Here is a 22,685-nt window from a genome sequence, read left to right as displayed (position 1 = left end):
AAACGGTTTTGACAGGTGACGGTAGCGCCAATCCCCTCTTTTTACGCAAACGATTGGCACGGCGCTGGAACGGGTTTTTTACGCCTTTTTGCAAGCCTGTAAATCACGATATTTGCTCACGCTGGAGAGGAATATTTTTCAGGTTTGTGGGCCAGCTTCCAGCTTCAGCACCTAACCCGCAATCAAAACAGGGGATTTACAGGCTAGATGAACGATCATAAGATGTATTTAAAATACATGTTTAAATTCACTGTGAGGCATTCACCATGCTTGATGCGCAAACTATCGCTACCGTAAAGTCTTCCCTGCCCGCTATTGCTCAGCTTGGCCCGCAACTCACTGGCCACTTCTACCAACGTTTGTTAACGGCACATCCGGAACTGAAAAACGTCTTCAACATGATTAATCAGCGCAGTGGCAATCAGCGTGAGGCGCTGTTTAATGCCATTGTCGCGTACGGCAGCAACCTGGAGAACCTGGCGGTGCTGCTGCCGGCGGTAGAGAAAATTGCACAGAAGCACACCAGCCTGAATATTCAGCCCGCGCAATATGCGGTAGTCGGTGAAACGTTGCTGGCCACCATCGAAGAGTTACTCAATCCCGGCGATGACGTCTTACAGGCGTGGGGCAAAGCTTACGGGGTGCTGGCGGATGTGTTTATCCAGCGTGAAGAGGCGATTTATTGCGCCTCAGAAGAGAAAGTCGGCGGCTGGCGTGGCGCGCGTGACTTCCGTATTCGCACCATCAACACTGAAAGCTCAGTAATTAAAAGTTTTGAGCTGGTACCTAACGATGGTCAGCCCGTCGCCGATTTCCTGCCCGGACAATATCTGGCTGTTAGTCTGCGACCTGAAGGAAGCGAAAATATCCAGCATCGCCAGTATTCACTCACCCATCTACCTAACGGTAAATCCTATCGTATCGCAGTGAAGCGCGAGGAACACGGCAGCGTTTCCGGTTGGCTGCACACCCATGCGAAGGTCGGTGATATTGTGCAATGTGCTGCACCGGCGGGTGATTTCTATTTGCAAACAAAGGGAACCGCGCCGATCACGCTGATTTCTGCCGGTGTGGGTCAAACTCCGATGCTGGCAATGTTAGCCAGCCTGGCTGAGCAGCAGTATGCGGGCGCGGTTAACTGGCTACATGCGGCCGAATGTGGTGCACAGCATGCTTTCGCGGATGAAGTGCAAGCCACAGGTGCTCGCCTGCCACATTTCACCAGCCATATCTGGTATCGCGAGCCGGAAAGCGTGGACAGTGGCCGTTTTGATGCGCAGGGATTCATGGACCTCGCAGGCATCTCCAGCCAATTGAATCAGGCCGACCGCCAGTTCTGGCTCTGCGGCCCTCTGCCATTTATGCAGTTTGTCGCGCGGCAGCTGGTCGATGCCGGTATCAGTGCCGATCGTATCCATTATGAAGTTTTTGGCCCGCACAAAGTGCTGTAAATAAAAAAGCCTGCATCATGCAGGCTTTTTAACAGGCTAACGAAGTGGCTTAGATCGCCTCTTCGTCCTCTTCACCGGTACGGATTCGCACCACGCGCGCCACGTCGAACACAAAGATTTTGCCGTCGCCAATTTTGCCGGTCTGCGCGGTATTCATAATGGCTTCAACGCAGGTATCGACGATGTCATCACCGACCACCATTTCGATTTTCACTTTTGGCAGAAAATCGACCATGTACTCCGCGCCACGATACAGCTCAGTGTGGCCTTTCTGGCGACCAAAGCCCTTCACTTCACTGACCGTCATCCCGGTGATGCCCACTTCAGCCAACGCTTCGCGCACATCATCGAGTTTGAATGGTTTAATAATTGCATCGATCTTTTTCATGACAGATCCTTTTTTCACTCCCTCCATGATGGACGGATAACAAGTAGTATATACCCGTCCTGCTTCAAGTTGCAGAGGGGTTGGCGGCTCTCTTTTCCCCAAATCGCTTGAAGAAGTAAGCTCATCGGGATGCTTTCGTTTGCCGTCTGACTGCAACTCAAATTATTTGGGGTAGTCAATGGATGAATCAATATGCCGCAGCAAGCTACTCTTTAAATTCACTGGCGTCCAGCTCATGGCGTGACAGCAGCTTATAGAATTCTGTACGGTTACGTCCAGCCAGACGCGCAGCGTTAGTGACATTTCCTTTGGTCATTTGCAGCAATTTGCGCAGATAGTTGAGCTCAAATTGATTACGTGCCTCAACAAAAGTCGGCAGCGCCGTATTTTCACCCGCTAACGCCTGTTCAACCAGCGCATCCCCGATCACGGGTGACGTGCTCAGCGCGACACACTGCTCAATCACGTTGACCAGCTGCCGCACGTTGCCAGGCCAACTGGCCCCCACTAAACGTTTCATCGCATCCACAGAGAAGCTGCGCACGAAGGGTTTATGGCGTTCGGCCGATTGGCGCAAGAGATGGTTCGCCAACAGCGGAATATCCTCTGCACGTTCATGTAGTGCGGGAATCTTCAGATTCACCACATTGAGGCGATAGTAGAGATCCTCGCGGAAACTCTTTTTCTCCATCGCTTTGGGCAGATCGCGATGGGTGGCCGAGATGATGCGCACGTTGATATCGACATCCCGATTACTGCCCAGCGGACGCACTTTTCGCTCCTGCAAGACGCGCAATAGTTTGACCTGCAACGCCTGTGGCATATCACCAATTTCATCAAGAAACAGCGTGCCCCCCTCCGCCGCCTGAAACAGCCCTTCACGCGCACTCACGGCACCGGTGAAAGCCCCTTTGGCGTGACCAAACAGCTCAGACTCCAGCAGTTGCTCCGGTAGCGCACCACAGTTAATGGCAATAAACGGCTTGTTTGCACGCGGGCTGGCGGCGTGAATCGCCTGCGCCAGCACCTCTTTACCGGTACCGCTCTGGCCATTGATTAACACGCTGACGTCGGATTGCGCCACCATGTGCGCTTGATCCAGCAAACGCAGCATCAGTGGATTGCGCGTCACTACCGCTTCACGCCAGGTATCATCACTGACGGGCGCGCGCTGTGCTAACGCTTCATCAATGGCTTTATACAGCGCGTCACGATCCACCGGTTTCGTCAGGAAACTGAATACGCCCTGCTGCGTGGCAGAAACCGCTTCGGGGATCGAGCCGTGCGCCGTAAGAATGATCACCGGCAAACCCGCATGGCGTTTCTGGATTTCGCCAAATAACGTCAGTCCGTCCATTTCATCCATACGCAGATCGCTGATCACCAGATCAACTTTCTCTTTCTGCAACTGGCGCAGCGCATCCGGACCACTTGCGGCGGTGGTCACCTGATAGCCTTCACTGCTTAAGCGCATGCCAAGCAGTTTAAGCAGGCCGGGATCGTCATCCACCAGCAGTAAACGTGCAGACTGTTTCATGGTCACTGATCCTCACTTTGTGCATCACTGGCACCGTGCGATGTATCGCTGCTGTCCGCCGGTTTACGGGACGACAGCTGGCGTTCGATGTCAGTTAAGCGCTCAAGCTTACGCTGAGTCTCCTCCAGTGATTGACGCAGTTTGGTTTGCTGCTGGCGCAGGCTATCCAGCTCAGTATCGTGGCTTTGCTGGAGTGCAGCATAGCGGCTGCGTTCACCGCTTAACGCCAGCTGCGCCGCCTGATTACTACGCCACAACATTAATAACGGACGCACGGAGGCTGGATAGGAAGCGCTGTAGCCGTCTAGCGTATCGACGAACTGACGGCGCTCAAAGGGCGTCACATTGCCATTTGCCAGCAGAATGCCTTGTTTAAAAGCACGCGACCAGCCTTGTACTGGCCAGCGCCGTGCCTCAGCCCGCGCTTCCGCTGGGGATAAACGCTCACCACAGTCGATAGCACGCTGCCAGTAGAGGGGGTTGCTCATGGCTGTTGGCGTTTCAATCTTCCACACGTTTTGACAATCGGTCGCCAGATAATCAGGCAGCCGCACTTCTGGCTCAGGAAGATTGGTGCCATCGTGTAACGCGCTGCCCGTGGACGGTGTCTGGCAGGCACTCAAGCCAAATGCCACCAACGCGCAGCTAAAAAGTTTAATCAGAGTGTGTTTCATTAATCAGGCATTCCCGGCGCTGGTCGTCAAAATGATTCGAAAACAGACATCCGCATCCTTGCGCGTTACCAATTGCAAATCGCCCTGCATCCTGCGCAGGCAATCTTTCGCGATGCTTAACCCCAGGCCGCTGCCTTTAACTGGCCCTTTGCGCTGCTGGCTGCCCTGAAAAAAGGGCTCAAAAATCATCGCCTGCTCTTCAGCCGGAATCGGTGTGCCGGTGTTCGCCACCTCAATCCACACCTGGTTGCCTTTCTGTTGGCTCTGCAGCCAGATGTTACCGGATTCGCTGCCGTAGTTCACGGCGTTCGAATAGAGGTTATCGATGACCCTTTGCAGCAATGATGCCTCTGCCAGACAGTGCGCCACCTGAAGATCAACATGGGTGGTGATCTGACGTGCACCGGCGGGCAATGAATGGATTTTAACGACCGCATCAACGATGTCATTGATTGCTACCGGCTCCAGCGCCATGGGGCCATCCGCCAGTTTGCGGTTGTAATCCAAAAGTTGTTCGATGAGACGCTGCAAATGGCGGCTGCTGGTATCAAGAATCGCGACCACTTCTTGCTGTTCCGCATTGAGCGGCCCAGCCACCTGATCGGCCAATAATTCCGTGCCTTCACGCAAGCTGGCAAGCGGGGTTTTCAGTTCGTGCGAGAGATGACGCAGAAACTCATGTCGCTGCTCTTCCAGCCAACTTAGGCGCTCGCTCAGCCACACGATGCGCTGACCGAGTGAGCGGATTTCACGCGGACCGCGAAAACTCACGCTGTCACCCAGCGCTTTGCCTTGCCCCAGTCGGTTAATCATCCGTTCAACGCGTTTAACCGGGCCGATGATCATGCCGGTAAACAGCAGCACCAGTGCCAGACTGATCAGAAACAGAATCAGCGCCTGCCAGCCGAAAAACTGGCCGCGATCGGCGATTTCGCGCTGAAGCTGCAAGCCACGCGAAAATACCACTTCACGCGTCGCCTGCACCATTTGCGCATTGGCATCAGAAAAATGTTCGAGGGCCGTTGCGGCTTTTGCCACTGGGTTACCGTTGTCGCACTGCACGCTGGCGAGCTGCGGCAAGGTTTCCTGCAACGCTTTGAAGGAAGGAAGATCCGGCAGGCTATCCGCATGGCTGGTGAGCATCTGACCGTACCGCGTCCACTGCGTCTGATAAAGCTTTTGCAAGGTGGCATCCCCTAACACGCAATATTGACGATAACTGCGCTCCAGCTCGAGCGCCGTGCGCGCCATCGCTTCGCTGCGGCGTACGTCGGTGAAGGTATTGCGATTGGTATCTGCGGCCTGATTACTGAGCGCAGACAAACTTTCCCAGGCTTGCCACGCCAGCACCAGCAATGGCAACAGGACCAGTAAAAAAGCCATCAAGACTAACTGCCGCAGGGATCGGGGAAACAGACGCCATCTCTTCACTACCGCGCATCCTTTAATGTGAGCTGCTGGCATGCTAACGAAGTATCAATAGGGAAGAAAGTACCGAAAGGAAAACGGCAGCCCTTTTGGGCTGCCGTGAGAGCGACGCCGCAGCATCGCTTGCAAAATAGGTGGAGCCTAACTCAACGTTGCGTCCGATGCTTGATAACGTTGCAAAGCAAGCGATTATCGGTTGGGTGGACGGCAGGCTCCGTTTGGTGCGTCATTCGAATTTTATGAGCTCAACCGCAGTGCGGGGCAATCATAGACAGGAGAATGAGCAACGCAGTGAGTATAGCAACTATCGTGCCAGAAATGAAATAGCATTGATTATCAGAGTAATGCGAGGTGTGACGCAGTTTTTTTATGAAAAAGCGGACCGGCTGGTCTGGCGAAAGTGTCGCTGATCAGCAACGAGTTAGAGGATGAAAAATTGATCCAATATAAATCAATAATTTAAATGTCACCATTTAGCGACACATCAATATCGTGTTTGTCGCTAATTTCCGACAATTTTGCGAGCCAGCCAAGTAGGTCATGGCGTAATGGATTGAGTGAGTGAGTGAGTGAGTGAGTGAGTGAGTGAGTGAGTCTGGACCAGCTGGCTAAAAGAAAGGCCGCCTTGCGGCGGCCTCTGATGCAGTCGGCTAAATTAGCCCAGCTGCTTGCGTGCGTTGCGGAAGATACGCATCCACGGGCTGTCTTCGCCCCACTCTGCTGGGTGCCAGGAGTTGCTCACGGTGCGGAACACACGCTCTGGGTGCGGCATCATAATGGTGACACGACCGCTTTCGTTGGTGACTGCAGTGATACCGTTCGGCGAGCCGTTCGGGTTGGCAGGGTAATTTTCGGTCACTTTACCGAAGTTGTCCACGAAGCGCAGCGCCACCAGACCTTTGCTTTCCAGCTGAGCCAGATGCGCACCGTCACGCACTTCCACGAAGCCTTCACCGTGCGACACGGCGATTGGCATATGAGAACCGGCCATGCCGTCCAGCAGCAACGATGGGCTCGCAGCCACTTCAACCAAGCTGAAACGGGCTTCAAACCGCTCTGACTGGTTACGTACAAAGCGTGGCCACAGTTCGCTGCCCGGAATCAGCTCACGCAGATTCGACATCATCTGGCAGCCGTTACAGACGCCCAGCGCCAGGGTCTGCGGACGGTGGAAGAAGTTTTCGAACTCATCACGCACACGGCCGTTGAACAGAATCGACTTCGCCCAACCTTCACCGGCACCCAATACGTCACCGTAAGAGAAGCCACCACACGCGACCAGCGCCTGGAACTCTTCCAGACCACGACGGCCCGCCAGCAGGTCACTCATGTGCACATCGACAGCGGTGAAGCCAGCACGGTGGAAGGCAGCGGCCATCTCAACGTGGGAGTTCACGCCCTGCTCACGCAGAACGGCAACACGAGGACGCGCGCCTGTGGCGATCATCGGCGCAGCAACATCTTCCTCTGGCTTGAAGGTCAGATGAACGTTCAGGCCAGGATCGTTGTCGTCTTTCTTCGCTTCGTGCTCCTGATCGGCACAGGCAGGGTTGTCACGCAGACGCTGCATCTGCCAGGTGGTCTCTGCCCACCAGGTACGCAGCGTGGTACGGCTTTCGCTGTACACCGCGCTGTCGCCAGAGCGGATGACAAAGCGATCGCCCGGCAGCGCCTGACCAATCACATGCACATTGCTGCTCAGACCATGGTCGGCAAACACTTTCTCAACGGCTGCACGATCTGCGGCATTAATCTGGATCACTGCACCCAACTCTTCGGTGAACAGTGCTGCCAGCGCATCGTTACCCAGCGCGGCGATATCGGCTTCGATACCGCAGTGACCGGTGAAAGCCATTTCTGCCAGTGTTACCAGCAGGCCGCCATCAGAACGGTCATGGTAAGCCAGCAGCTTCTGCTCGGCCACCAGCGCCTGAATGGCGTTGAAGAAGCCCGCCAGTTGCGATGCATCACGTACGTCGGCGGGTTTGTCGCCTAACTGACGATAAACCTGTGACAGCGCGGTAGCACCCAGGGTGTTTGCGCCGTTGCCCAAATCAATCAGCAACAGCAGGTTATCCTGGTCAGCTTGCAGTTGAGGCGTTACAGTGCGACGCACATCTTCTACACGCGCAAAGGCGGTGATCACCAGCGACAGCGGCGAGGTCATCTCACGCTCTTCGGTGCCCTGCTGCCAGCGGGTTTTCATCGACATCGAGTCTTTGCCCACTGGAATCGTGATGCCCAGCGCCGGACAGAGTTCTTCACCAACCGCTTTCACTGCGGCATACAAACCGGCATCTTCGCCTGGGTGACCTGCTGCGGCCATCCAGTTTGCAGAGAGCTTCACGCGCTGCAGGGAACCAATCGAGGTGGCTGCCAGGTTGGTCAGCGCTTCACCGACCGCTAAACGGCCTGAGGCAGCGAAGTCCAGCAAGGCGACTGGAGCACGTTCGCCCAGTGAGAAGGCTTCGCCGTGATAGCTATCCAGGCTGGCGGTGGTCACTGCACAGTTCGCTACCGGGATCTGCCATGGGCCGACCATCTGGTCACGCGCCACCATACCGGTTACCGAACGGTCACCGATGGTAATCAGGAAGGTTTTCTCTGCAACAGTTGGCAGATGCAGTACGCGATTAACGGCATCTGCCACGGTAATGCCGTCACGCACCAGCGCATCGCCTTTGGCCTGCTGAGTGGCAACATCACGCGTCATCTTCGGCGTTTTGCCCAACAGCACGTCCAGCGGCATGTCGATAGGGTTGTTATCGAAGTGGCTATCCGCCAGGTTCAGGTGCAGCTCTTCGGTGGCTTCACCGATCACCGCATAAGGTGCACGCTCACGCTTACACAGCTCGTCAAACAGCGCCAGTTGAGCCGGTGCCACCGCCAGTACATAACGTTCCTGGGATTCGTTACACCACACTTCCAGCGGGCTCATGCCTGGCTCATCGTTGAGGATGTCACGCAGGTTGAAGTTGCCGCCACGGCCACCATCACTCACCAGCTCTGGCATCGCGTTAGACAGACCGCCAGCACCGACGTCGTGGATGAACAGAATCGGGTTGGCTTCGCCCAGCTGCCAGCAACGGTCGATCACTTCCTGGCAGCGACGCTCCATTTCCGGGTTGTCACGCTGGACAGATGCAAAATCCAGATCCGCATCAGACTGACCAGAGGCCATTGAAGAGGCTGCTCCGCCGCCGAGGCCAATGTTCATCGCGGGCCCGCCGAGCACGATCAGTTTCGCGCCGACGACGATCTCACCCTTCTGCACGTGGTCAGCTCGGATGTTACCAATACCGCCCGCCAGCATGATCGGCTTATGGTAGCCACGCAGTTCTGAGCCATTATGGCTGTTCACGCGCTCTTCATAAGTACGGAAGTATCCGTTCAATGCAGGACGGCCAAATTCGTTGTTGAACGCTGCGCCGCCCAGTGGGCCTTCAGTCATGATATCCAGCGCGGTAACAATACGCTCCGGCTTACCAAAATCTTCTTCCCACGGCTGTTCAAAACCCGGAATACGCAGGTTGGAAACGGAGAAACCGACCAGGCCTGCTTTCGGCTTCGCGCCACGTCCCGTTGCGCCTTCATCACGGATTTCACCACCGGAACCGGTCGCAGCACCTGGCCACGGGGAAATCGCGGTCGGGTGGTTATGGGTTTCCACCTTCAGCAGGATATGCGCCTCTTCCTGATGGAAGGTGTATTCGCCCTTCTGCGCATCGGCGTAGAAGCGGCCCACTTTTGAACCTTCCATCACCGCGGCGTTGTCTTTATAAGCAGACAGAACGTGCTCAGGATTGTGTTCAAAGGTGTTTTTGATCATTTTAAACAGCGACTTCGGCTGTTTTTCACCGTCGATAATCCAGTCGGCGTTGAAGATTTTATGACGGCAGTGCTCTGAGTTTGCCTGAGCAAACATATAGAGCTCGATGTCGTTCGGATTGCGGCCCAGTTTGGTGAAGGCATTCAGCAAATAGTCGATTTCGTCATCGGCCAGTGCCAGGCCCAGCGTGGTGTTGGCCTGTTCCAGTGCAATGCGACCGGCACCCAGCACATCAACGCTTTTCAGCGGCTGTGGTTCATGGTGTGCGAACAACTGCTGCGCATCATTCAGGTCACCGAACACGGTCTCCATCATGCGGTCATGCAGCAGGCTAGCCAACTGTTGCCATTGCGCTTCCGTCAGCTGCGGCGCCTGCACATAGAAAGCCATACCGCGTTCGAGGCGGATAACCTGGGGCAGATCGCAGTTGTGCGCGATATCGGTGGCTTTTGATGACCACGGAGAAATGGTGCCGGGACGCGGCGTCACCAGTAACAGACGCCCTTGTGGCGCGTGCTCGGCGAGAGAAGGACCGTATTTCAGCAGACGTTGCAGGCGGGCATGTTCATCCGCACTGAGCGGTGCACTGACATCGGCAAAATGGACGTACTCGGCGTAAATATCACTCACTGGCAGGTGAGCGTCCTGAAAGCGGGTCAGCAGTTTGTTTACACGAAATGCCGACAGAGCGGGCGAACCACGCAGAATTTCCATCATCAAAGATCTCTCGTCTTCGAAGCGCCGGGCGACGCTTCATTGGGCGCAACAGGGGAAAACGGGCGGTATTATAGAGAAACAGCACGGGTTACGAAACCGTTTGCGCATAAAATCTGGCACTCAGCATTTGGCTGAATTTTGCACAATTCTTGCTATATAAGTTGCCCTGCTGCACTTTGTTGCGCAAAATGCCCCTCGCTCTGGGAGTAAAAACAACACAAATACTGCCTTTAAAAGACAGAGGCCTGTGAGCCATTACGAGACAACTATTTGAAACGCCTGAAAATAAACTATCTGTTTATCGGTCTGATCACCGTGCTGCTTGCGCTGGCACTGTGGCCTTCCATCCCCTGGTACGGGGGCGGAAAAGACGCGTTATCACAGATTAAATCACGTGGAGTGCTGCGCATCAGTACCGTCAACTCCCCGCTGACTTACTACACCATCAATAATGCACCAGCCGGTATGGATTACGAGCTGGCGAAACGCTTCGCCGATTATCTTGGCGTCAAACTTGAGGTTACGGTGCGTCCGAACCTCGGCGATCTGTTTGACGATCTGGATGATGGTAAGGCGGATTTGCTCGCAGCTGGGCTGATCTACAACGGTGAACGCCTTGCCCACTATCAAAGTGGACCGAGCTACTACTCTGTTTCGCAGCAGTTGGTGTACCGCATTGATAAGCCACGGCCGAAGAATCTCGGCGATTTGAAAGGCCGCCTGATTGTGCAGTCCGGTTCGGCATATCTGTCAACTTTACGTTCCGCAAAAGCTGACAGCTATCCCGATCTCGATTGGGCGATTTCTACCGATCAGGGACAGAAAGCGCTACTGGAAGCCGTCGCCGACGGCAAGCTGGATTACACCGTGGGCGATTCGGTCACCATCGGCTTATTGCAGCGCATCCATCCGCAGCTGGCCGTAGCATTCGACATCACCGATGAAGAACCGGTCACCTGGTATCTGCCACGCAGTGATGATGACAGTCTGAATGCGGCAATGCTCGACTTCTACAGCCAGATGGGCGAAGAAGGCACAATGGCGCGCCTCGAAGAGAAGTATCTCGGTCACGTTGGCACTTTTGATTACGTGGATACCCGCACCTTCCTGCGCGCGATTGATAACACGTTGCCGGATATCAAACCGCTGTTTGAGAAATACGCGGCGAGCATGGACTGGCGTCTGCTGGCAGCCATCTCTTATCAGGAGTCGCACTGGAATCCGCAGGCGACCTCACCGACCGGCGTGCGCGGCATGATGATGTTGACGCGTAACACCGCTGACAGCCTCGACGTCAACGATCGCCTTGATCCTGAGCAGAGCATCCGTGGCGGCAGCGAATACCTGCAACGTATGATGGAGAAGGTGCCGGACACCATCCCTGATGATGAGCGCATCTGGTTTGCATTGGCGGCGTATAACATGGGCTATGCGCACATGCTGGATGCCCGCAAGCTGACGGCCAAACAAGGCGGTAATCCTGATAGCTGGGCCGATGTCAAACAGCGTCTGCCGATGCTGAGCCAGAAGCGTTATTACGCGCAAACCTCCTACGGTTACGCGCGCGGCCATGAAGCTTACAACTATGTCGAGAACATCCGTAAGTATCAGATCAGTCTGGTGGGATATCTGCAGGAGCAGGAGAAGCGCATCGCTCAGCAGTCGGCGCTGGAAGCGGAATTGGGCGCCGGTTACCCGGCGGTCGAACCTAAGATTGCGATGAACTAACCTTCGCGCTGCGCCTGGCGCAGCGCTTTCTTTTGCTCACGGCGCATGCGGAAGAAGTCACTCAACATTCCGGCACACTCTTCTGCCAGCACACCGCAATCAATCTGAATCTGATGATTCATACCTGGATGACCAATCACGTCCATGAGCGAGCCCGCTGCGCCCGTTTTCTCATCCTTTGCGCCATATACAAGCCGCGTAATGCGACTGTGCACCATCGCACCGGCGCACATCACGCAGGGTTCCAGCGTCACATACAACGTGGTATCAAGCAGGCGATAGTTTTCGAGGATTTTGCCGCCCTGCCGCAGCGCCATGATTTCGGCATGCGCGGTCGGGTCGCACTGACCAATCGGTCGATTCCAGCCTTCGCCAATCACTTTATCACCCTGCACTAATACCGCGCCCACCGGCACTTCGCCCTGTTCCCACGCGCGACGCGCCAGCTCCAGCGCATGGCGCATCCAATATTCATCTGTTTGTGGGTTCACCGGGCAGCTCCTGCGGATTTAAAGGCGGCGCATTATAGACGGAATCGCCGCATGATTCACTCCAGCTGTTGCAGCTCACCGCGAGGTGTCACCCGCCAGCGATGCTGGCAGAAGAACAGCAGCGGGTTATCCTGTTTACTGTCGCTGTAACCGCTGTAGAGTTGCAATGGTGTACCAATCTTCTCTTCGAGTTGAGCGACCTTCTCATGCCCGAGGCAACGCATGGCCAGCACGCGCCCCCCTAAACCGGGTTGCATCTGACTGGCAATCAGCTGTACGCGCGGCAGAAAGGCCGAATCGAAATAGACCTGCTCCACCAGTGATTGTGGTGAACCAGTGATCAGCCACACATCCGCATCATCGCTGCTGAGATAATCGGTCAGACGTTGTTGCACCACCGGAAAGGCGGTAACACGCTGACGGAACCATGTCGCGAACTCCGCTTCACGCTGACGCAGGCATTGCTCACTGTGGCCGAAGGTAATGGCCCACAGCAGCAAGCTCATCGGCCAGCGTGCGGCGCGTCCTTTAAACAGCATTCCCAGGCCAATTACCGGCAACAGCGGCACCACCAGCAACAGGTTGATCGGCTGGCGTCGCAGCAGATAACGCATAAAGGTGCCAAACATGTCATGCAGATGCAGCGTGCCATCCAGATCGAAAAACACCACGCGGCGTTGCGTACCCTTTGTCAAACTCCTCTCCTTATCTTTCCTTTCTACGGCTTGCCCTACAGTGTAGCCAGCTTCAACGGCGGGGGCGAAAGCAGTCATTTTTAATTCCAATGGCCACAATGCCAGCTGAATAGTTTATTCTTTGTGTCGGCGTGCTGTCATTAAAACCTGATGGTGCGAAAAGAGACTAAGCTCAAGCGGGATTAGATGGATTAAGGATCGAACATGAGTTCATTGCTGCGAATTCGCCAGCTCTACCCTCGACTGGCGCTAAATGAGCGTCGGCTGGCGGATTTTTTGCTGTCGCAGCCGGATCGGGCACGGCATCTGAGTTCACAAAAACTGGCTGAGGAATCGGGCGTCAGCCAGTCGAGCGTGGTGAAGTTTGCCCAAAAATTGGGCTATAAGGGATTCCCTGCGCTGAAACTGGCACTGAGTGAGTCGCTGGCGGATCGCGACGCCATCACCGTGCACAATCATATTCTTAGCGACGATCCCCTCAAAGTGGTCGGCGAAAAATTACTGACTGAGAAGATTTCCGCTATCCGCGCCACGCTGGATATCAACAGCGAAGAGAAATTGCTGCAAACCCTGCAATTGCTGAAAAACGCCAACCGCATTTTGTTAGTGGGCATCGGTGCGTCGGGGTTAGTGGCGAAAGATTTCTCATGGAAGCTGATGAAGATTGGCATCAACGCGGTAGCCGAGCAGGATATGCATGCTTTACTGGCGAGCGTGCAGGCGATGGCACCGGGGGATGTGCTGCTGGCGATTTCCTATACCGGCGAGCGGCGTGAGATTAACCTTGCGGCACAGGAAGCCGCGCAGCTGGGGGTCGACGTGCTGGCGTTTACCGGCTTTACCCCCAACTCGCTGCAACAGTGCGCTTCCATATGCTTGTACACCGTTGCCGAGGAGCAAAGCACGCGCAGTGCCGCAATCTCATCCACCGGTGCACAACTGGCGTTGACCGACCTGCTGTTTATGGCGTTGGTACAAAACGATCCTGAACGCGCTTCAGGACACATAAGGCACAGTGAAGAACTGGTCAAAAAACTGGTGTAATGCGAATAAGGCCGTTATTCGGCCTTTTTACTTTGCGAAGCAGAATCGTGACGACAGGCCTGGCGGCTCGCATGCCGCAAGTTATGCAGGCACTCATCGCATAAAGAGGCATCATCAGACATCCTACGCGCCAGCCACCCTCGCGCAACTCCACACTGAATGCATTGCTGCTTTAAAAACATTTCTTTCAACGAGTTAATTTTTATCATGGTGCTTACGACAAACATTTATGCGGATAATTACCGCACAAAATGATAACTCGGAGTACTCCTAATTCCTATCTAACCTTTGATGAATTTTGCTTGAGTGACGCAATCCTCGCTTTGTTTGATCCCGCGCAATAAACCATGCGACCTTATAAGCCGGTTTTATGATAAGGTGCGCGCCTTCTTTCTCAGGCTAACGGCGATCATGGCTTTACTCATTACGGCGAAATGCATCAATTGCGATATGTGCGAACCTGAATGCCCGAACCAGGCCATCAGTTTAGGTGAGGCGATCTATGAGATTGATGTCGACCGCTGCACCGAATGCGTGGGCCATTATGATGTGCCGACCTGCCAAAGCGTCTGCCCGATTGATAACACCATCATTTCTGACCCACAGCACCCGGAAACCCGTGAGGCGCTGTGGGAGAAATTTGTCGTGTTGCACCCTTAGTCTTCGATGATCACCGTTGCGCAGGCGTAGTGGCGCTCATCGGCCAGCGTGACATGCACATGTTTCACGCCCAACTGGCTGGCAATCACTTTTGCCTGTTCGAAAAAGCGTAAGCCCGGTTTGCCAAGCGCGTCGTTGTACACTTCGAATTGATTAAAGGCCAGACCACCGCGAATGCCTGTACCAAAGGCTTTGGCCGCCGCTTCTTTCACCGCAAAACGTTTGGCAAGAAAGCGCACCGGTTGCTGGTGCGCCTGATATTGCTGCCACTCGGCTTCGCTCAAGACGCGACGCGCCAGACGATCGCCGGATCGCTCAATCACACCGGCAATACGTTCGATTTCAACGATGTCGCTGCCGAGTCCGAGAATCGCCATCAACGACGCGCTTCCCGCATCAGCTGCTTCATCTCTGACACCGCATCCGCCAGGCCACTGAACAGCGCACGGCCAATGATGGCGTGACCAATGTTTAGCTCATGCATCTCCGGCAGTTCAGCGATGGGTTGCACGTTGTGATACGTCAGACCGTGACCGGCGTTAACCTTCAAACCGAGGCTGGCTGCAAATGTGGCTGCTTTGCGAATACGCGATAATTCGGCTTCACGCTCCAGCCCTTCCGGTGCTTCCGCATAGGCGCCAGTGTGGATCTCAATGTAAGGCGCGCCGCTGGCAACGGCCGCTTCAATCTGGCGGTGGTCGGCATCGATGAACAGCGACACCAGAATACCCGCTTCGCTCAGCAGGCGAACCGCAGCATTGATTTTGTCCTGCTGACCCGCCACATCTAATCCGCCTTCAGTGGTCACTTCCTGGCGCTTTTCCGGCACCAGACACACGAAGTGCGGCTTGATATCACAGGCAATGTCGATCATCTCATCGGTCACCGCCATCTCCAGATTCATACGTGTCTGGATGGTGTCGCGCAGAATACGCACATCGCGATCGGTGATATGACGACGATCTTCACGCAGGTGCACAGTGATGCCATCTGCGCCCGCCTGTTCAGAAACAAACGCCGCCTGGACTGGATCGGGATAATTCGTGCCACGTGCGTTACGTACGGTGGCGATGTGGTCAATGTTGACCCCTAACAGCAACTCAGCCATGACAATCCTTAAATAGGTTCAGTGTGTTTGCAGTGTACCGTGCTGAGCATATCAGGCGGTACGACCAGCGCTAGTCGTTTGCCACATCGGGCTTCTTTTTGGGCACAAACTGGCGAAACAGTTCCTGGCTCTTCAGCGGTTTACCGCCCAGATAAGGCTTGAGCGCCATACGCGTGAAGCGCTTGGCAGCACGCAGGCTGTCGGCATCGGGAAACTCGCGTTCCCACAGCGCACGCAACTGGCGACCGGTAAAACTGCGTTGGTTCACCACCAGGCTGGCGATAAACCCCTTCTCTTCACGATAACTGTACGTCATGCCGTCATCGATCTCTTCACCACTGCCCGCACAGTGCAGGAAATCCACGCCGTAACCCAGGTGGCCCAGCAGCGCCAGTTCAAAGCGACGCAGCGCCGGTTCAGGCGTGCCACTGCCTGCGGCCAGCATCTGGATGCAATTGAGATAGTCAAAGAAGAGGTCGGAGAAAGGAATTTCCTGCTCAAGCACGCGAGACAGCAGTTCGTTAACGTACAACCCGCAGTAGAGAGTGATGCCACTGAGCGGTAAGGCCAGCGACACCGCTTCGGCACTGCGCAGCGTTTTAACTTCGCCACGTCCACCCCAGCGCACCAGCAGCGGCGTGAAGGGTTGGAGTGCACCTTTGAGTTGCGAACGGCGCGAGCGTGCGCCTTTGGCGAGGACGCGGACGCGCCCTTCGCTTTCGCTGAACAGATCGAGCAGGAGGCTGGTTTCGCTGTAAGGGCGACTATGCAGCACAAAGGCGCGTTGCCAGCCTTCCATCAATTATTCGTCTGTATAGCCCAGGCTGCGCAGTGCACGTTCGTCATCCGCCCAACCCGATTTCACTTTAACCCACAGTTCGAGATGCACTTTGGCTTCAAACATCTCTTCCATGTCTTTACGCGCTTCAATACCGATGGTTTTAATCTTGGCGCCTTTGTTGCCAATCACCATCTTCTTCTGCCCTTCGCGCTCGACGAGGATCAGACCGTTGATGTCATAGCCACCACGATCGTTAGAGACGAATTGTTCGATTTCCACGGTCACTGAGTAAGGCAGTTCCGCACCGAGGAAGCGCATCAGTTTTTCACGGATGATCTCAGACGCCATAAAGCGCTGTGAACGATCGGTGATGTAATCTTCCGGGAAGTGATGGTCAGATTTCGGCAGGCATTTACGCGCGATAGCGGCAATGGCATCAACGTTCTTACCGCTTTCCGCCGAGATCGGTACAATCTCAAGGAAGTTCATCTGCTGGCTCAGGAACTGCAGGTGTGGCAGCAGAATGGTTTTATCCTGAATGTTATCGACCTTGTTAACCGCCAGCACCACCGGTACTTTGCCGTCGCGCAGCTTGTTCAAGACCATTTCGTCGTCCGGCGTCCAGCGGGTGCCCTCAACAACAAAAATCACCAGCTCCACATCACCAATTGAGCTGCTGGCAGCACGGTTCATCAGGCGGTTAATCGCCCGCTTCTCTTCCATGTGCAGCCCGGGAGTATCCACGTAGATCGCCTGATAAGCGCCTTCAGTGTGAATACCCATGATGCGGTGACGCGTGGTTTGCGGTTTACGCGAGGTGATCGACACTTTCTGCCCCAGTAATTGGTTCAGTAAGGTGGATTTGCCAACGTTAGGTCGGCCAACAATCGCGATAAAGCCGCTGTGTGTTTCGATTTCGCTCATTCGAGTCCTGACTTGAGCAGCGTCGCTGTCGACGCTGCGATATGACTATGTATTTTATTCGAGACCAAGCTTAATTAATGCCTGTTCAGCGGCAGCTTGCTCTGCTTTACGGCGGCTGGAACCTACACCCACCACCGGTTCTGCCATGCCACTCACCTGACAGTGAATGGTGAATTCCTGATCGTGGGCTTCGCCACGCACCTGCACCACCAGATAAGAAGGCAGCGGCAGGTGACGCCCTTGCAGAAACTCCTGCAGACGCGTTTTTGGATCTTTTTGCTTATCACCCGGGCTGATTTCATCAAGGCGATTTTGGTACCAATCGAGAATCAGTTTCTCAACGGTTTGAATGTTGCTGTCGAGGAAGATACCGCCAATCAGCGCTTCAACCGTATCAGCAAGAATCGATTCGCGACGGAAACCGCCACTCTTCAACTCGCCCGGTCCAAGACGTAAACATTCGCCAAGTTCAAACTCACGCGCCATCTCTGCCAGGGTATTGCCCCGCACCAGCGTAGCGCGCATGCGGCTCATGTCACCTTCATCCACACGTGGGAAGCGGTGATAAAGCGCATTGGCAATCACATAGCTGAGAATGGAATCGCCAAGAAACTCAAGACGTTCATTGTGCTTACTGCTGGCACTGCGGTGAGTCAATGCTTGCTGCAGTAGTTCCGGATGAGTAAAAGTGTAGCCCAGTTTGCGCTGCAGCTTGTTAATAAGGATGGGGTTCATGCGATTCCAGTTATTCTGTGCGTCTGTAACTCTGCATACGAAACAGGGCTGAGGTTCCAACACGTTCTGTTTCGTTTGCAGTGGCCCCCCGAAAGAGGCCAACCGTGTTGCCCACCGCAGTGGGCATAATGCTTAGTGGATTCCGCCGATGCGACTTAAGCGCACGCCCGTTGGCCACTGTCCTTCTTGTTTCTCAAAGCTCATCCAGATAGCCACCGCTTTACCGACCAGATTCTTCTCAGGCACAAAGCCCCAGTAGCGGCTGTCGGCGCTGTTATCGCGGTTATCACCCATCATGAAATATTGCCCTTCCGGCACGATCCACGTGGATTGCGGCTGACCCGGCTGCTGATAATACATGCTTGCCTGGCTCTGCGCTTCGTTTACTAACAGGATATCGTGCGTCACCGTGCCCAAAGTCTCTTTACGTGTTCCCAGACGTAGGCCGCCCTTCATGGTTTCGCCCTGTGGTGCTTCAAAGAAGCCGTTGCCGGTTTCATTGCCATCAAAGCCGCTGAAGGTTTGAATGAAGCGGCTTGGCTCCACGTTGGTATAGGTGATCGGCAACGCGGTATCGCATTTGCCCGTGCCACAACCCGGGTTAACCGTCAGCGTTTTACTGTAAGGATCAAACACCACTTTGTCGCCCGGCAGACCGATCACACGTTTAATGTAATCGACGCTCGGATCTTTCGGGTATTTAAACACCGCCACATCACCACGCTGCGGATGACCCGTTGGGATCAGCGTGGTTTGAGTAATCGGATCTTTGATTCCGTAAGCAAACTTCTCCACCAGAATAAAATCACCAATCAGCAACGTCGGCATCATGGAACCTGATGGGATCTGGAACGGCTCAAAAATAAATGAGCGAACGATCAGTACCACTGCCAGCACCGGGAACACCGATGCCGCCGTTTCTACCCAGCCTGGCTGAGCCGCCACTTTGGCCAGCGTTTTGCCGTCCAATGTGTTGCCCGCCTGCGCTTGTGCAGCTGCCTGCTTAGCACGACGCGCCGGAGCCCACTTAAAGCGATCGATACACCAGATAACACCCGTTATAAGCGTGGCGATCACCAGAATCAGGGCGAACATATTAGCCATTAAAGTTCCTTATTTGCTGTCTTTACCGACATGCAGAATGGCAAGGAATGCTTCCTGCGGCAGCTCAACGTTGCCGACCTGCTTCATTCGCTTCTTACCGTCTTTCTGCTTCTGCAACAGTTTCTTCTTACGGCTCACGTCACCGCCATAGCATTTCGCCAGGACGTTTTTACGCAGCTGCTTGACCGTTGAGCGAGCGATAATGTGGTTGCCGATTGCCGCCTGAATCGCAATATCGAACTGCTGACGTGGGATCAGATCTTTCATCTTCTCCACGAGGTCGCGGCCACGATACTGAGAGTTATCACGGTGGGTAATCAGCGCCAGCGCATCAACACGTTCTGAGTTAATCATCACGTCGACACGCACCATGTCAGAGGCCTGGAAACGTTTAAAGTTATAGTCCAGCGATGCATAGCCGCGAGACGTTGATTTCAGACGGTCGAAGAAGTCGAGTACCACTTCTGCCATCGGGATTTCATAGGTCAGCGCAACCTGTTTACCGTGGTAAACCATGTTGGTCTGCACACCGCGTTTCTCAATACACAGGGTGATGACGTTGCCGAGGAATTCCTGCGGCAGCAGCATATGACACTCGGCGATCGGTTCGCGCAGTTCTTCAATATTGTTCAGCGGTGGCAGCTTCGAAGGGCTGTCAACATAGACTGTCTGGCCGTCGGTGGTGATGACTTCATAAACTACCGTTGGCGCTGTAGTAATCAGGTCGAGATCGTATTCACGCTCCAGACGTTCCTGAATGATCTCCATGTGCAGCAGACCGAGAAAGCCGATGCGGAAGCCGAAGCCCAGCGCCGTTGAGCTTTCTGGCTCATAGAACAGTGAGGCATCGTTGAGGCTCAGTTTGCCCAGCGCATCACGGAACGCTTCATAGTCATCAGAGCTGATCGGGAACAGGCCAGCATATACCTGTGGCTTCACTTTCTTAAAGCCTGGCAGGACATGTTCAGCAGGATTGCGTTGCAGCGTCAGGGTGTCACCGACTGGCGCGCCCATGATGTCTTTGATAGCGCAAACCAACCAGCCTACTTCACCGCAGTTCAGTTCATTACGGTCAACCTGTTTCGGTGTAAAGATGCCTAAGCGATCAGCGTTATAGGTCTGACCGGTGCTCATCACCTTCACTTTGTCGCCTTTACGCAGCGTACCGTTCTTGATACGAATCAGTGACACAACGCCCAGGTAGTTATCGAACCATGAGTCGATGATCAGCGCCTGCAGTGGGCCTTCCGGATCACCTTCCGGTGGTGGGATATCACGCACCAGACGCTCAAGCACATCCGGAACGCCAACGCCGGTTTTCGCCGAACAGCGCACGGCATCAGCCGCATCAATACCGACGATATCTTCAATCTCTTCCGCCACGCGCTCAGGATCGGCCGCAGGCAAGTCGATTTTGTTCAGAACCGGTACCACTTCCAGATCCATTTCCATTGCGGTGTAGCAGTTCGCCAGCGTCTGTGCTTCAACGCCCTGACCTGCATCGACCACCAGCAAAGCCCCTTCACAAGCCGCTAAAGAGCGGGAAACTTCATAGGAGAAGTCAACGTGGCCGGGAGTATCGATAAAATTGAGCTGGTAAGTTTCACCGTTCAGCGCTTTGTAATCGAGCGTGACGCTTTGCGCTTTGATGGTAATGCCGCGCTCGCGCTCCAGATCCATAGAATCCAGAACCTGCGCCGCCATCTCACGATCGCTGAGGCCACCACAAATCTGAATCAAGCGGTCAGAGAGCGTTGATTTGCCGTGGTCGATGTGTGCGATGATGGAGAAATTTCGTATGTGCTTCATTTATATGAATATCTTCACGTAAAAAATCAGTGGAAAACTTGAGCACAGACACATTCAGGAAAGTGAGCTTTACCCGGAATCCTGTCAGCCTCATTAATGACGACGCATATTACACTGTTAACGCCGCGCGTTAAAGAATGGAACTGTGGGGAATCGCAACAGATTTCAGCGGGTAAGCCTAAATGAAAAAGCCGCGCATTGCGCGGCCCTGGCAGGGATCAACCTTCATTTTCTACGCGCATGGCATCGGGCGGTAACGCAACGCTGAGGATGATCGGCTGAAAGGCTTCCCGATGACCGAACACGCTGGAAACCCCTTTAGCCACAATAAAGCCACCGATGCCGCCTAACAGTGCACCGCAGGCCGCCGCCAGATCGCTGTGGAACAGCATCTGAAACAGACCTGCGACTAAAAACAGGCCAAACAGCGGCGTCATGTAAACCAGTAGCGCTGAACCCAGCAGACTGCTTTCACGGATACCCAATTCAATGCGCTGTCCGGGCTGTAAAGGCTCCGGGCTGGCAATGGTCATGACATGAGCATTTTTCGGCCCAAGTTGATTGAGCGCGTGGCTGCCGCAGCCTTTGCGGGCTGAACAGCTGTTACAGGAGGTTTTCGCTTCCGAGTGCAGCGTGGCAATGCCTTTTTCCCACGCCACCACGGTGGCCCATTCTCTCATCATTTTTGTGCACCTGAATCTATGCTGTCCGCGATACGTTTGGCCGTTGCAGGGGGTAATTCGCCCACCACGGTGATTTCACGATTATCGCGCACTTCTGTCTGCACCGTACGACGCCCAGTGCGCAATGACTGCGGCACACTGCTTTTATCGGCAGGCGTAATGTTGATAGCAAAGCTAAATAAGCCATCGCTGTACAGACGGGATTCTACGGTTTTATTCATGGCTGGCATATCGCGGCGACTCTGCGAAATCAGTGTCATACCCGCTGGCAACCAGCCTGGCTGCCAGCTGAGCTGCACTTTATCGCCCGCCGGTAATGACAGCGTTGGCGGCAGATTGGCTTTTTCCAGCCCCTGCATCAGATTACGCACGCCTTCATCCACCGCAAAGCTGATGACACGGAACTGCTCCAGCGTTTCACCATCACGATCCAGCAAATCAATGCGTAGCGGCAATTTAGTATCAACATCCAGCCACACGACATAGCTGTAGCGCGTGCCATCACGCGACACGATGCGCACCACTTCGCACATTTGATCGGCCATACGTGAACGTCCTACCGGAATAAAATCGTAGGCATCACCAAGGCGGGAGAAATCAGCAAACATCAATGCAGGCAGCGCATCAATAATGTGATTGCCCGGTAGTGAGAAAGGATCAAGTCCAGGCTCGAAGTAGCTGATGTCATTGCCACGTTGAATCACTTCACGACGCGGCCCATCCATCTGCAACAGTTGGGCAAAGATACGATTATCGATAACTGCATGACGATAGCGCAGAGATTCAATGCCAAGACGAGAGACATTGATGTAGGCGAATTCGTAGTTGAGGTTCTGGCTTGCCTGCTCCATCTGCTGTAACAACGCCCCGGACGCAGATGTCTGCGCTGGGGCGGTAGA

At 54.5% G+C, this 22,685-nt stretch carries 20 protein-coding genes; 4 read left to right on the top strand and 16 right to left on the bottom strand.

What is annotated here, in order from left to right:
* The first annotated feature begins 266 nt into the window (after positions 1–266).
* Positions 267–1,451 carry an NO-inducible flavohemoprotein gene (gene hmpA, locus RT340_RS03410; protein WP_313374097.1) on the top strand — a complete coding sequence of 395 codons (1,185 nt, stop codon included), beginning with the start codon at positions 267–269 and terminating at the stop codon, positions 1,449–1,451.
* Positions 1,452–1,500: 49 nt separating this feature from the next.
* On the opposite strand, the gene glnB is transcribed toward hmpA, so the two are convergent.
* From glnB to purL, 5 genes are all read right to left on the bottom strand, one after another.
* Positions 1,501–1,839 (bottom strand): nitrogen regulatory protein P-II, encoded by a 339-nt coding sequence (gene glnB / locus RT340_RS03405; RefSeq protein WP_034825643.1) that lies wholly within the window; start codon positions 1,837–1,839, stop codon positions 1,501–1,503.
* A 205-nt stretch (positions 1,840–2,044) separates the two neighbouring features.
* Positions 2,045–3,376, bottom strand: a complete 1,332-nt coding sequence (gene glrR / locus RT340_RS03400; RefSeq protein ID WP_409566096.1) for a two-component system response regulator GlrR — start codon at positions 3,374–3,376, stop codon at positions 2,045–2,047.
* A gap of 2 nt (positions 3,377–3,378) precedes the next feature.
* Positions 3,379–4,050: a two-component system QseEF-associated lipoprotein QseG gene (qseG, locus tag RT340_RS03395; protein WP_097118614.1), complete on the bottom strand. Its 672-nt coding sequence runs from the start codon at positions 4,048–4,050 to the stop codon at positions 3,379–3,381.
* 3 nt (positions 4,051–4,053) lie between these two features.
* Positions 4,054–5,481, bottom strand: a complete 1,428-nt coding sequence (locus RT340_RS03390; RefSeq protein ID WP_097118615.1) for a sensor histidine kinase — start codon at positions 5,479–5,481, stop codon at positions 4,054–4,056.
* 652 nt (positions 5,482–6,133) lie between these two features.
* Positions 6,134–10,024, bottom strand: coding sequence for a phosphoribosylformylglycinamidine synthase (gene purL / locus RT340_RS03385; protein WP_313374091.1), 3,891 nt, complete (start codon positions 10,022–10,024; stop codon positions 6,134–6,136).
* Positions 10,025–10,294: 270 nt separating this feature from the next.
* Here purL and mltF point away from each other — a divergent pair, with 270 nt between their 5' ends.
* The gene (gene mltF / locus RT340_RS03380; protein ID WP_058959158.1) at positions 10,295–11,752 is read left to right on the top strand and encodes a membrane-bound lytic murein transglycosylase MltF; all 1,458 of its coding nucleotides are present in this window, start codon (positions 10,295–10,297) and stop codon (positions 11,750–11,752) included.
* Here mltF and tadA read toward each other — a convergent pair.
* Positions 11,749–12,243, bottom strand: coding sequence for a tRNA adenosine(34) deaminase TadA (gene tadA, locus RT340_RS03375; protein ID WP_097118618.1), 495 nt, complete (start codon positions 12,241–12,243; stop codon positions 11,749–11,751). The two genes, mltF and tadA, sit on opposite strands and share 4 nt — an antisense overlap.
* 56 nt (positions 12,244–12,299) lie before the next feature.
* Positions 12,300–12,938 (bottom strand): phosphatidylglycerophosphatase C, encoded by a 639-nt coding sequence (yfhb, locus tag RT340_RS03370; RefSeq protein WP_313374088.1) that lies wholly within the window; start codon positions 12,936–12,938, stop codon positions 12,300–12,302.
* Positions 12,939–13,142: 204 nt separating this feature from the next.
* On the opposite strand from yfhb, the gene RT340_RS03365 reads away from it, so the two are divergent.
* Positions 13,143–13,982: a MurR/RpiR family transcriptional regulator gene (locus RT340_RS03365; RefSeq protein ID WP_313374086.1), complete on the top strand. Its 840-nt coding sequence runs from the start codon at positions 13,143–13,145 to the stop codon at positions 13,980–13,982.
* Between the two features lie 411 nt (positions 13,983–14,393).
* Entirely contained in the window at positions 14,394–14,642 is a 249-nt protein-coding gene (locus RT340_RS03360; RefSeq protein ID WP_058959160.1) for a YfhL family 4Fe-4S dicluster ferredoxin, read from the top strand.
* Here RT340_RS03360 and acpS read toward each other — a convergent pair.
* From acpS to rseB, 9 genes are all read right to left on the bottom strand, one after another.
* The gene (acpS, locus tag RT340_RS03355) at positions 14,639–15,019 is read right to left on the bottom strand and encodes a holo-ACP synthase (protein ID WP_034825626.1); all 381 of its coding nucleotides are present in this window, start codon (positions 15,017–15,019) and stop codon (positions 14,639–14,641) included. The genes RT340_RS03360 and acpS overlap by 4 nt on opposite strands.
* Entirely contained in the window at positions 15,019–15,750 is a 732-nt protein-coding gene (gene pdxJ / locus RT340_RS03350; protein ID WP_034825624.1) for a pyridoxine 5'-phosphate synthase, read from the bottom strand. Before pdxJ ends, acpS begins: the two co-directional genes overlap by 1 nt.
* Before the next feature lie 70 nt (positions 15,751–15,820).
* Positions 15,821–16,549 (bottom strand): DNA repair protein RecO, encoded by a 729-nt coding sequence (gene recO, locus RT340_RS03345; RefSeq protein ID WP_097118621.1) that lies wholly within the window; start codon positions 16,547–16,549, stop codon positions 15,821–15,823.
* Between the two features lie 3 nt (positions 16,550–16,552).
* Complete coding sequence (gene era / locus RT340_RS03340; RefSeq protein WP_034825620.1) at positions 16,553–17,455, bottom strand: GTPase Era; 903 nt, start codon at positions 17,453–17,455, stop codon at positions 16,553–16,555.
* Positions 17,456–17,509: 54 nt separating this feature from the next.
* Positions 17,510–18,190, bottom strand: coding sequence for a ribonuclease III (gene rnc, locus RT340_RS03335; protein WP_034825618.1), 681 nt, complete (start codon positions 18,188–18,190; stop codon positions 17,510–17,512).
* Between the two features lie 132 nt (positions 18,191–18,322).
* A complete protein-coding gene (gene lepB / locus RT340_RS03330) occupies positions 18,323–19,294 on the bottom strand; it encodes a signal peptidase I (protein WP_034825616.1) in 972 nt (323 codons plus the stop codon).
* A 9-nt stretch (positions 19,295–19,303) separates the two neighbouring features.
* A complete protein-coding gene (lepA, locus tag RT340_RS03325; RefSeq protein WP_034825613.1) occupies positions 19,304–21,103 on the bottom strand; it encodes a translation elongation factor 4 in 1,800 nt (599 codons plus the stop codon).
* Positions 21,104–21,321: 218 nt separating this feature from the next.
* Positions 21,322–21,786 carry a SoxR-reducing system protein RseC gene (gene rseC / locus RT340_RS03320; RefSeq protein ID WP_058959162.1) on the bottom strand — a complete coding sequence of 155 codons (465 nt, stop codon included), beginning with the start codon at positions 21,784–21,786 and terminating at the stop codon, positions 21,322–21,324.
* On the bottom strand, positions 21,783–22,685 hold a 903-nt coding region (gene rseB, locus RT340_RS03315), incomplete at its 5' end, for a sigma-E factor regulatory protein RseB (RefSeq protein ID WP_313374075.1). The genes rseC and rseB, both read right to left, overlap by 4 nt.

This window comes from Pantoea sp. CTOTU50773, assembly GCF_032082325.1.
Classification (GTDB): domain Bacteria; phylum Pseudomonadota; class Gammaproteobacteria; order Enterobacterales; family Enterobacteriaceae; genus Pantoea; species Pantoea communis.
The sequence above is the reverse complement of the archived record's forward strand: the minus strand, read 5'-3'. Positions and strand labels throughout refer to the sequence as shown.

Coding starts and splice junctions, on each gene's coding strand:
- hmpA (WP_313374097.1), top strand. CDS start 267: ATGCTTGATGCGCAAACTATCGCTACCGTAAAGTCTTCCCTGCCCGCT.
- glnB (WP_034825643.1), bottom strand. CDS start 1,839: ATGAAAAAGATCGATGCAATTATTAAACCATTCAAACTCGATGATGTG.
- glrR (WP_409566096.1), bottom strand. CDS start 3,376: ATGAAACAGTCTGCACGTTTACTGCTGGTGGATGACGATCCCGGCCTG.
- qseG (WP_097118614.1), bottom strand. CDS start 4,050: ATGAAACACACTCTGATTAAACTTTTTAGCTGCGCGTTGGTGGCATTT.
- purL (WP_313374091.1), bottom strand. CDS start 10,024: ATGATGGAAATTCTGCGTGGTTCGCCCGCTCTGTCGGCATTTCGTGTA.
- RT340_RS03365 (WP_313374086.1), top strand. CDS start 13,143: ATGAGTTCATTGCTGCGAATTCGCCAGCTCTACCCTCGACTGGCGCTA.
- RT340_RS03360 (WP_058959160.1), top strand. CDS start 14,394: ATGGCTTTACTCATTACGGCGAAATGCATCAATTGCGATATGTGCGAA.
- acpS (WP_034825626.1), bottom strand. CDS start 15,019: ATGGCGATTCTCGGACTCGGCAGCGACATCGTTGAAATCGAACGTATT.
- pdxJ (WP_034825624.1), bottom strand. CDS start 15,750: ATGGCTGAGTTGCTGTTAGGGGTCAACATTGACCACATCGCCACCGTA.
- recO (WP_097118621.1), bottom strand. CDS start 16,549: ATGGAAGGCTGGCAACGCGCCTTTGTGCTGCATAGTCGCCCTTACAGC.
- era (WP_034825620.1), bottom strand. CDS start 17,455: ATGAGCGAAATCGAAACACACAGCGGCTTTATCGCGATTGTTGGCCGA.
- rnc (WP_034825618.1), bottom strand. CDS start 18,190: ATGAACCCCATCCTTATTAACAAGCTGCAGCGCAAACTGGGCTACACT.
- lepB (WP_034825616.1), bottom strand. CDS start 19,294: ATGGCTAATATGTTCGCCCTGATTCTGGTGATCGCCACGCTTATAACG.
- lepA (WP_034825613.1), bottom strand. CDS start 21,103: ATGAAGCACATACGAAATTTCTCCATCATCGCACACATCGACCACGGC.
- rseC (WP_058959162.1), bottom strand. CDS start 21,786: ATGATGAGAGAATGGGCCACCGTGGTGGCGTGGGAAAAAGGCATTGCC.